The sequence below is a fragment of the Streptomyces sp. NPDC057307 genome (assembly GCF_042667665.1).
Lineage (GTDB): Bacteria > Actinomycetota > Actinomycetes > Streptomycetales > Streptomycetaceae > Streptomyces.
The window spans coordinates 1-7,365 of record NZ_JBHUZM010000229.1; the positions used below are offsets into that span (position 1 = coordinate 1).

Sequence of the window (7,365 nt, forward strand, 5' to 3'; positions counted from 1 at the left end):
GACCGGGCCCCGCGCGTACGCGTCCTCAGCGGACCGGCGTGAAGTCCCTGGAGCCGATGAACGACGGCCGCGGGGCGGGCGCCGCGAACGGCTCGACCGCCGTGTTCTCCACGCTGTTGAAGACGATGAAGACGTTGCTGCGCGGGAACGGGGTGATGTTGTCACCCGAGCCGTGCATGCAGTTGCAGTCGAACCACGTCGCCGCGCCGGCCTTGCCCGTGAAGAGCTTGATGCCGTGCTGCTCGGCGAAGCCGGTGAGCGCCTCGTCCGAGGGCGTCCCGGCGTCCTGCATCTTCAGCGACTGCTTGTAGTTGTCCTTCGGCGTCTCGCCCGCGCAGCCCAGGAAGGTCTTGTGCGACCCGGGCATGATCATCAGGCCGCCGTTGGTGTCGTAGTTCTCGGTCAGCGCGATCGACACGGAGACGGTCCGCATGTTCGGCAGGCCGTCCTCGGCGTGCCAGGTCTCGAAGTCCGAGTGCCAGTAGAAGCCCGAGGCGCCGAAGCCCGGCTTCACGTTGATACGGGACTGGTGGACGTACACGTCCGAGCCGAGGATCTGCCGGGCCCGCCCCACCACACGCTCGTCGCGCACCAGACCGGCGAAGATCTCGCTGAGCTTGTGGACCTCGAACACGGACCGCACGTCCTGGGACTTGGACTCGATGATCGAGCGCTCGTCGTCCCGGACCGCCGGGTCGGTGATCAGCCGGTCGAGCTCGGCGCGGTAGAGCGCCACCTCGTCGGGGCGGATCAGCTGGTCGACGGTGAGGAACCCGTCGCGCTCCAGACCCGCGAGATCGGCCGCGTCGACCGGGCCGGGGGTGCCGGGCGGCGACCAGACGACGGGGTCCTGGCGCGGGGTGGTCACCTCACCCACGCCACGGGTCGGGTACAGGTCGGTGCGTGCAGGGGCGGTGGTGGTCATCGTGATTCAGCCCTCCTCGGTCAACAGCGGGTAAACGCCGTTCTCGTCATGGTCCTCCCGCCCTGTCACCGGCGGGTTGAAGACACAGACACATCGGAAGTCGGTTTTCGGCCGGAGCGTGTGCTTCTCGTGGCCGTTGAGCAGATACATCGTGCCGGGGGAGATCCAGTGGGTCTCGCCGGTGTCGTCGTTGGTGAGTTCGGCCTCGCCCTCCACGCACAGCACGGCCTCGATGTGGTTCGCGTACCACATCGACGTCTCGGTGCCCGCGTAGAGCACGGTCTCGTGCAAGGAGAAGCCGACCCGCTCCTTGGCGAGCACGATGCGCTTGCTCTCCCAGGTGCCCGACGCGGATTTCACATGGCGGTCGGTGTTCTCGATGTCCCTGAACGATCGGACGATCACGGTGACTAGGACCCTTCTGTGCTGCGGTGCTGTGGTCGTACCTGATACGGGTGCCCCCTGGGGGCCGGGTCAGACCCGGCCCCCAGGGAGACCTGTGGGATCAGGCGGTCTCGCGTACGGCGCGGGCCAGGGTGCGCAGGCCCTCGTCCAGTTCCTCGGGCGTGACGGTCAGCGCGGGAAGCAGCTTCACCACCTCGCTCTCCGGGCCGGAGGTCTCCAGCAGGAGCCCCAGCTCGAAGGCGCGCCGGCAGATCGCGGTCGCGCGCGGCTTGTCCTGGAACTCCATGCCCCAGACCAGGCCGCGGCCGCGGAAGCTGACACTGTCCGGCTCGCACTCGTCGACGATGGCCAGCAGCGCGCGCTCGACCTGCTCGCCGCGCGCCAGCGTCTGCTTCTCCATCTGTCCGTCGGCCCAGTACGTGTTCAGCGCGGCGGCGGCCGTCACGAAGGCCGGGTTGTTGCCGCGGAACGTGCCGTTGTGCTCGCCGGGCTCCCAGATGTCCAGCTCCGGCTTGAAGAGCGTCAGCGCCATCGGCAGGCCGTAGCCGCTGATGGACTTCGACAGCGTGACGATGTCGGGGGTGATGCCGGCCTCCTCGAAGGAGAAGAACCCGCCGGTACGCCCGCAGCCCATCTGGATGTCGTCGACGATCAGCAGCATGTCCTGGCGCTCGCACAGCGCGGCGAGCGCGCGCAGCCACTCGGCGCGGGCGACGTTGATGCCGCCCTCGCCCTGCACCGTCTCGACGATCACGGCCGCGGGCTTGTTGAGCCCGGAGCCCTGGTCGCCGAGCAGCCGCTCGAACCACAGGAAGTCCGGCACCTGGCCGTCGAAGTAGTTGTCGAACGGCATCGGGGTGCCGTGGACCAGCGGGATGCCGGCCCCGGCGCGCTTGAAGGCGTTGCCGGTGACGGCGAGCGAGCCCAGCGACATGCCGTGGAAGGCGTTGGTGAAGGAGACGATCGCCTCGCGGTTCTTCACCTTGCGGGCCAGCTTGAGGGCCGACTCGACGGCGTTGGTGCCCGTGGGGCCGGGGAACATCACCTTGTACGGCAGGTCGCGCGGGCGCAGCACCACGTTCTGGAACGACTCCAGGAACGCCCGTTTCGCGGTGGTCGCCATGTCCAGGCCGTGGGTGATGCCGTCGCGCTCGATGTAGTCGATCAGGGCGCGTTTCAGTACGGGGTTGTTGTGCCCGTAGTTGAGTGAACCGGCGCCCGCGAAGAAGTCGAGGTAGCTGTGGCCGTCCTCGTCGGTGAGGCGGCTCCCCTGCGCGCGGTCGAACACGGCGGGCCAGCCGCGGCAGTAGCTGCGTACCTCGGATTCAAGGGTCTCGAAGACACTCAGGGCGGGCGGGGTGATGGTCACAGCGGTCTCCTGAAGGGTGTGGGAGAAGAGGAGTGAGGGTCGGGAGGGGGGCGGCGCCGCTCAGGTCGTGAGCGGGCCGATCCGGTACAGCACCTCGGGCTGGTGCCCGCCGTCGGGGAAGAGATCCCCGTCGAAGAGCACCTCGCGCTCCAGGGTCGCGCCATGACGCTCGGAGTAGGCGTGGAACATACGGTCCGACGCGGTGTTGTCGGGCGTGACGGTCGTCTCGACAGAGGTGATCCCCTGCTCCTCGGTGACCCGCCGGGTGAGTGCGTCGAGCAGCGTCCCGGCCAGGCCCTTGCCCCGGTGGGCACGGTCGACGGCCACCTGCCAGACGACCAGGGCCTCGGGGCGCTCGGGCCTGATGTAACCCGTGACGAAGCCGATCGGAGCCCCGTCGGTCCCGGGGGTCCCGTCGGCGCCCGAGGCGGTGTCGCGGGCCACGACGGAGGTCGCGGCGAAGTCACGACACCACAGCAGATAGCTGTACGAGGAGTTCAGGTCCAGTACCTCGGAGTCGCGGGCGATGCGCCAGATCGCGGCTCCGTCCTCCACTCGTGGGGCGTCGATCCTGATGGATCGCGTGAATTCGCTTCGGACACCTGCAAGGTCTGCTTGGGCGGCAGTCATGTCTATTGAATTTACCGAGCTAATTCAGAAATCGCATCGTCGGCAGGGGTTGGGCGCGGACCGGATCTGTGTTATCACGCGAGCGCGTGCGCCGCGCGACACGGAGGTGTTCTGTGACGGTTTGACCGGTAGATTTGGGGCAAGACGGGCGCGCTTGTGTGCTCGGTCACATATGCGTAACGCTCTCGACCCCCGCCGGAATTACGCTGTCGCCGTTGTTGAAACCTTAGTGTTTAGGATCAGAAAAAGCGGGCAGACGAATACGGGAAGCTGTGCGGAGAAGAATGCCTTCCCGTATTCTCGAATTAACGCCTGCTTTGTATTCAGGATGCGTTGTCGGGGAAGTTGTCGGATACTGCCTTCTCGGCCGCCGCGACATTCACCTCGGCGCCCGCCCCGGCGAGCACCGCGCCCAGTGCCGCGATCGAGGACCGCACCGCGGCGGGGGTGGCGTCGGAGCCGTAGTGGTTGACCCGGATCATCTCCTTCGCCAGCGCCCCGCCCCCGGCGACGAGGGGCAGCGACGGATCGGCGGCCAGGGCCTGGGCGACCAGCCCGGCGGCGTCCGTTCCCGCGGGGGTGCGCAGCGTGGTAGCCACCGGCGCGGCGTCCCGCGCGGAGTACACGTACGGCTCAAGACCACCGCCGAGCGCGAGCGCCCCCGCGCGGGTGGCCGCGGCGGCCGACGCGTGTGCCGCCATCCGGGTGGTGAGCCCCTCCGCCTCGATACGTTCCAGGCAGGCGTCCAGGGCCAGCATCTCCAGCTGGGCGGGGGCGTGCGGCAGAGCCTTGCGGCCGGTGTCGATCCAGCGCTCCTTCCAGTCGAGGAGCGAGAGGTACGAGCGGCGCGGCGCCCCCGGGTTCGCGGCCAGCCGCTCCCACGCGCGGGCGCTCACCGACACGGCGGAGACCCCGGCGGGCCCGCCCATGGCCTTCTGCGCGCCGATCACGCACAGGTCGACGCCCCAGGCGTCGGGCAGCAGCGGCTCGGCCGCCACGGACGCGACGGCGTCCAGCATGAACAGGGCCCCGTGGGCGCGGACGGCCGCGCCGATCTCGGCCACGGGGTTGGTGTTGCCGGTGGCCGCCTCCGCGTGGACCAGGGAGACGAAGTCGATCTCCGGGTGCTCCGCCAGGGCTCGCTCGACCTGCTCGGCGGTGGCCGCGGCGTGGAAGGGCACCTCCAGGTCCACGACCGTCGCGCCGCAGTCGCGCAGCCAGTTCCCGAAGGTCTGGCCGTACGGTCCGGTGACGACGTTCAGCGCGGTCGAACCGGCGCGGGCGCCGCCGCGGACGCAGCCCTCCAGAGGAAGCAGCGCCTCGCCCTGCGTGATCACCACGTCCTGCTCGGTGTCGAGCAGGGCCGCGACCCGTCGCTCGACGGCCGCGAAGTGGGCGGGGGTGAGGGGGGCGAGGTCCAGCAGCGGGTGGGTCACGGCGGTGCTCTCTTCGGGTCGGTCGGTCCGGGTCGGCCGGGGCCGGGCGGTGCTGTGTCGTACCGGGCGGGTACGGGGGTGTTCCTGCCGCTCGAACGGTGTTCGGACACTCCCTCGTCGAGGGTACTCAGCGCCTCGTAAAGTTCGGCCCATGAGTCCGATGAGTGATCGCGCGGTGCTGCATGTGAAGGGGCGGGTGCTCGTCGGCCCCGACGACGTCAGGGACGAGCTGTGGGTCGTGGACGGGCGGACGACCTACGAGCGACCGGCCGGCGCGCGTGACGTCCGCACCGTGGTCGGCTGGGCCGTGCCCGGCCTGGTCGACGCCCACTGCCATGTCGGTCTGGACACCCACGGCCCGGTGGACGAGGCGACCAGCGAGAAGCAGGCGCTCACGGACCGGGAGGCCGGCACGCTGCTGCTGCGCGACGCGGGGTCGCCGTCCGACACCCGCTGGATCGACGGCCGCGACGATCTGCCGAAGATCATCAGGGCCGGCCGGCACATCGCGCGGACCCGCCGCTACATCCGTAACTTCGCCCACGAGATCGAACCGGGCGACCTCGTCGCCTTCGTCGCCCAGGAGGCCCGGCGCGGTGACGGCTGGGTCAAGCTCGTCGGCGACTGGATCGACCGCGAGGCGGGGGATCTGACCGCGTGCTGGCCGCGCGGCGAGGTCGAGGCGGCGATCACCGAGGCGCACCGGCTCGGCGCCCGGGTGACGGCGCACTGCTTCGCCGAGGTCGCGCTGCGCGATCTGGTCGAGGCCGGGATCGACTGCGTCGAGCACGCGACGGGGCTCACCGCCGACCTGATCCCGCTCTTCGCCGAGCGCGGCGTCGCGATTGTCCCGACACTGGTCAACATCGCCACCTTCCCGGCCCTCGCCGCCGGCGGCGAGTCCAAGTTCCCACGCTGGTCGGCCCATATGCGGCGACTGCACGAGCGCCGTTACGACACGGTGCGCGACGCGTACGACGCGGGGATCCCGGTCTTCGTCGGAACGGACGCGGGCGGCTCCCTGGCGCACGGTCTGGTGGCCGACGAGGTCGCGGAGTTGGTGAAAGCCGGTATTCCGCCGCTGGAGGCGCTGTCGGCGACCGCGTGGGCCGCCAGGGCCTGGCTGGGCCGTCCGGGCCTTGAGGAGGGCGCTCCGGCCGATCTGGTGGTGTTCGACGAGGACCCGAGGGTGGATGTGCGGGTGCTGGCGGAGCCGCGGCGGATCGTGCTGAACGGGCGGGTCGTGGGCTGAGGACGGTCGGGCCGAGGTCGGTGTCGGGCCGAGGTCGGTCGGGCTCGGGTCGGTCGGGCCGAGGTTGGTTCGGCCTGGGGTTGGTTCGGCCTGGGGTTGGTTCGGTCTGAGGTTGGTTCGGTCTGAGGTTGGTCGTGCGCCTGCCGGAACAGGCCGGTGCGCGACCCTACGCCCCCCGTGCGGGTGGTCCGAAGGAACGCCCGTACCCGCCGATTCGAACGTGGGCACGGAAACCCCACTTTGGAGTGAACTCACCCCAGGTGTCCGCCGGTTCACTCTCAGTGGGTGAGGATTCCGGTGTCTCGGTCGCCGCAGCCGCCACGTGTCCCCGTGGAGGCCGGTCGGCGACGTCGTAACTCTGTGGGGGTTCCACCATCTTGAACAGCAATGTCTTCCGCATGCCCGCACGCCGTTCCGCCGCACTGGCCGCCGCCGCGGCGCTGGTCGCGGGACCCGTCGTGCTCGCCGCCTCGGCGCAGGCCACCGGAGGAACCGGAGCGACCTCCGGGAAAGGCAAGGCGGGCGCGGTCGTTCTGCGGACGGGGCTCGACGTGTCCCTGCTCAACAAGTCGGTCGACGTGCCGCTGCGGGCCGCGCTCAACGAGGTGCGGGCCCCGGCCGACGCCGACAGGACCGCGCTGACCGTCGAACTCGACGGGGTCGACCAGGGCAGGCCCTTCACCGTGCTGCGCGCCGACGTCGCCACCGCACGGGCCACGGTCGACGAGCACAGGGCCGAGGGCTACGCCAACATCGCCCACGCCAAGGTGCATGTGCCGGGGCTGCCGTTGCTCTCGCTCATCGAGGTCCAGGAAGTCACCTCGAAGGCGGTCTGCGAGGTCGGCGCGAAGCCCGTTGCTGAATCGAATCTGCTGGGCACCGTCACCGTCCTGGGCAAGAAGGTCACGCTCTCCGCGGCCGGGCCGACCCGCGTCGAGGTGCCGGGCGTCGGCGAGGTGACGCTCGACCTGTCGAAGACCCGGACCACCTCCCGCACGGCCGCCGCGACCGCGCTCGAACTGAAGGTCGCGGTGAACCCGCTCAAGCTGAACGTCGCCGACGTCCAGGGCACTCTCACGCTCGCCGAGGCGACCTGCGAGGCGCCCGCCGCACCGGTGAAGCCCGAGCAGCCGGAACCGGAGAAGGAGGGCGTCGAGCCGCAGACCGCCGAGGAGCCGACCACCGAGAACCTCGCGGAGACGGGCGGCAGTTCCACGACGCCGTACCTGGCGGGCGGCGCCGTACTGCTGCTCGCGGTGGGCGGCGGCGCGCTGGTGCTGGTGCGGGCGCGCGGCAGGAGCTGACGGAACGGGGTCGGCCCGCCCTCAAGCGCCCGGCAAGGCGCTTG

The 7,365-nt window shown here is 70.3% G+C and carries 7 protein-coding genes; 2 read left to right on the forward strand and 5 right to left on the reverse strand.

Features of this window, described 5'->3' with window-relative positions; all coding sequences use genetic code 11:
* Window positions 1-25: 25 nt before the first annotated feature.
* From thpD to ACFUN8_RS36360, 5 genes are all read right to left on the reverse strand, one after another.
* The gene (thpD, locus tag ACFUN8_RS36340; protein ID WP_383647436.1) at window positions 26-925 is read right to left on the reverse strand and encodes an ectoine hydroxylase; all 900 of its coding nucleotides are present in this window, start codon (window positions 923-925) and stop codon (window positions 26-28) included.
* 6 nt (window positions 926-931) lie between these two features.
* On the reverse strand, window positions 932-1,330 hold the full coding sequence (locus ACFUN8_RS36345; RefSeq protein WP_382562747.1) for an ectoine synthase: 399 nt from the start codon (window positions 1,328-1,330) through the stop codon (window positions 932-934).
* 100 nt (window positions 1,331-1,430) lie between these two features.
* Window positions 1,431-2,699, reverse strand: coding sequence for a diaminobutyrate--2-oxoglutarate transaminase (gene ectB / locus ACFUN8_RS36350; protein ID WP_383647438.1), 1,269 nt, complete (start codon window positions 2,697-2,699; stop codon window positions 1,431-1,433).
* Between the two features lie 60 nt (window positions 2,700-2,759).
* Complete coding sequence (ectA, locus tag ACFUN8_RS36355; protein ID WP_383647441.1) at window positions 2,760-3,329, reverse strand: diaminobutyrate acetyltransferase; 570 nt, start codon at window positions 3,327-3,329, stop codon at window positions 2,760-2,762.
* Between the two features lie 323 nt (window positions 3,330-3,652).
* A complete protein-coding gene (locus tag ACFUN8_RS36360) occupies window positions 3,653-4,765 on the reverse strand; it encodes a pyridoxal-phosphate-dependent aminotransferase family protein (protein WP_383647443.1) in 1,113 nt (370 codons plus the stop codon).
* Window positions 4,766-4,925: 160 nt separating this feature from the next.
* Here ACFUN8_RS36360 and ACFUN8_RS36365 point away from each other — a divergent pair, with 160 nt between their 5' ends.
* Together ACFUN8_RS36365 and ACFUN8_RS36370 are read left to right on the forward strand one after the other, a co-directional pair.
* Complete coding sequence (locus ACFUN8_RS36365) at window positions 4,926-6,017, forward strand: amidohydrolase family protein (RefSeq protein WP_383647448.1); 1,092 nt, start codon at window positions 4,926-4,928, stop codon at window positions 6,015-6,017.
* Between the two features lie 377 nt (window positions 6,018-6,394).
* Complete coding sequence (locus ACFUN8_RS36370; RefSeq protein WP_383647446.1) at window positions 6,395-7,321, forward strand: SCO1860 family LAETG-anchored protein; 927 nt, start codon at window positions 6,395-6,397, stop codon at window positions 7,319-7,321.
* Window positions 7,322-7,365: the final 44 nt, after the last annotated feature.

What these genes read in the sequence shown, in the direction of transcription:
- thpD (WP_383647436.1), bottom strand. Translation starts at nt 925, where the DNA reads ATGACCACCACCGCCCCTGCACGCACCGACCTGTACCCGACCCGTGGC.
- ectA (WP_383647441.1), bottom strand. Translation starts at nt 3,329, where the DNA reads ATGACTGCCGCCCAAGCAGACCTTGCAGGTGTCCGAAGCGAATTCACG.
- ACFUN8_RS36365 (WP_383647448.1), top strand. Translation starts at nt 4,926, where the DNA reads ATGAGTGATCGCGCGGTGCTGCATGTGAAGGGGCGGGTGCTCGTCGGC.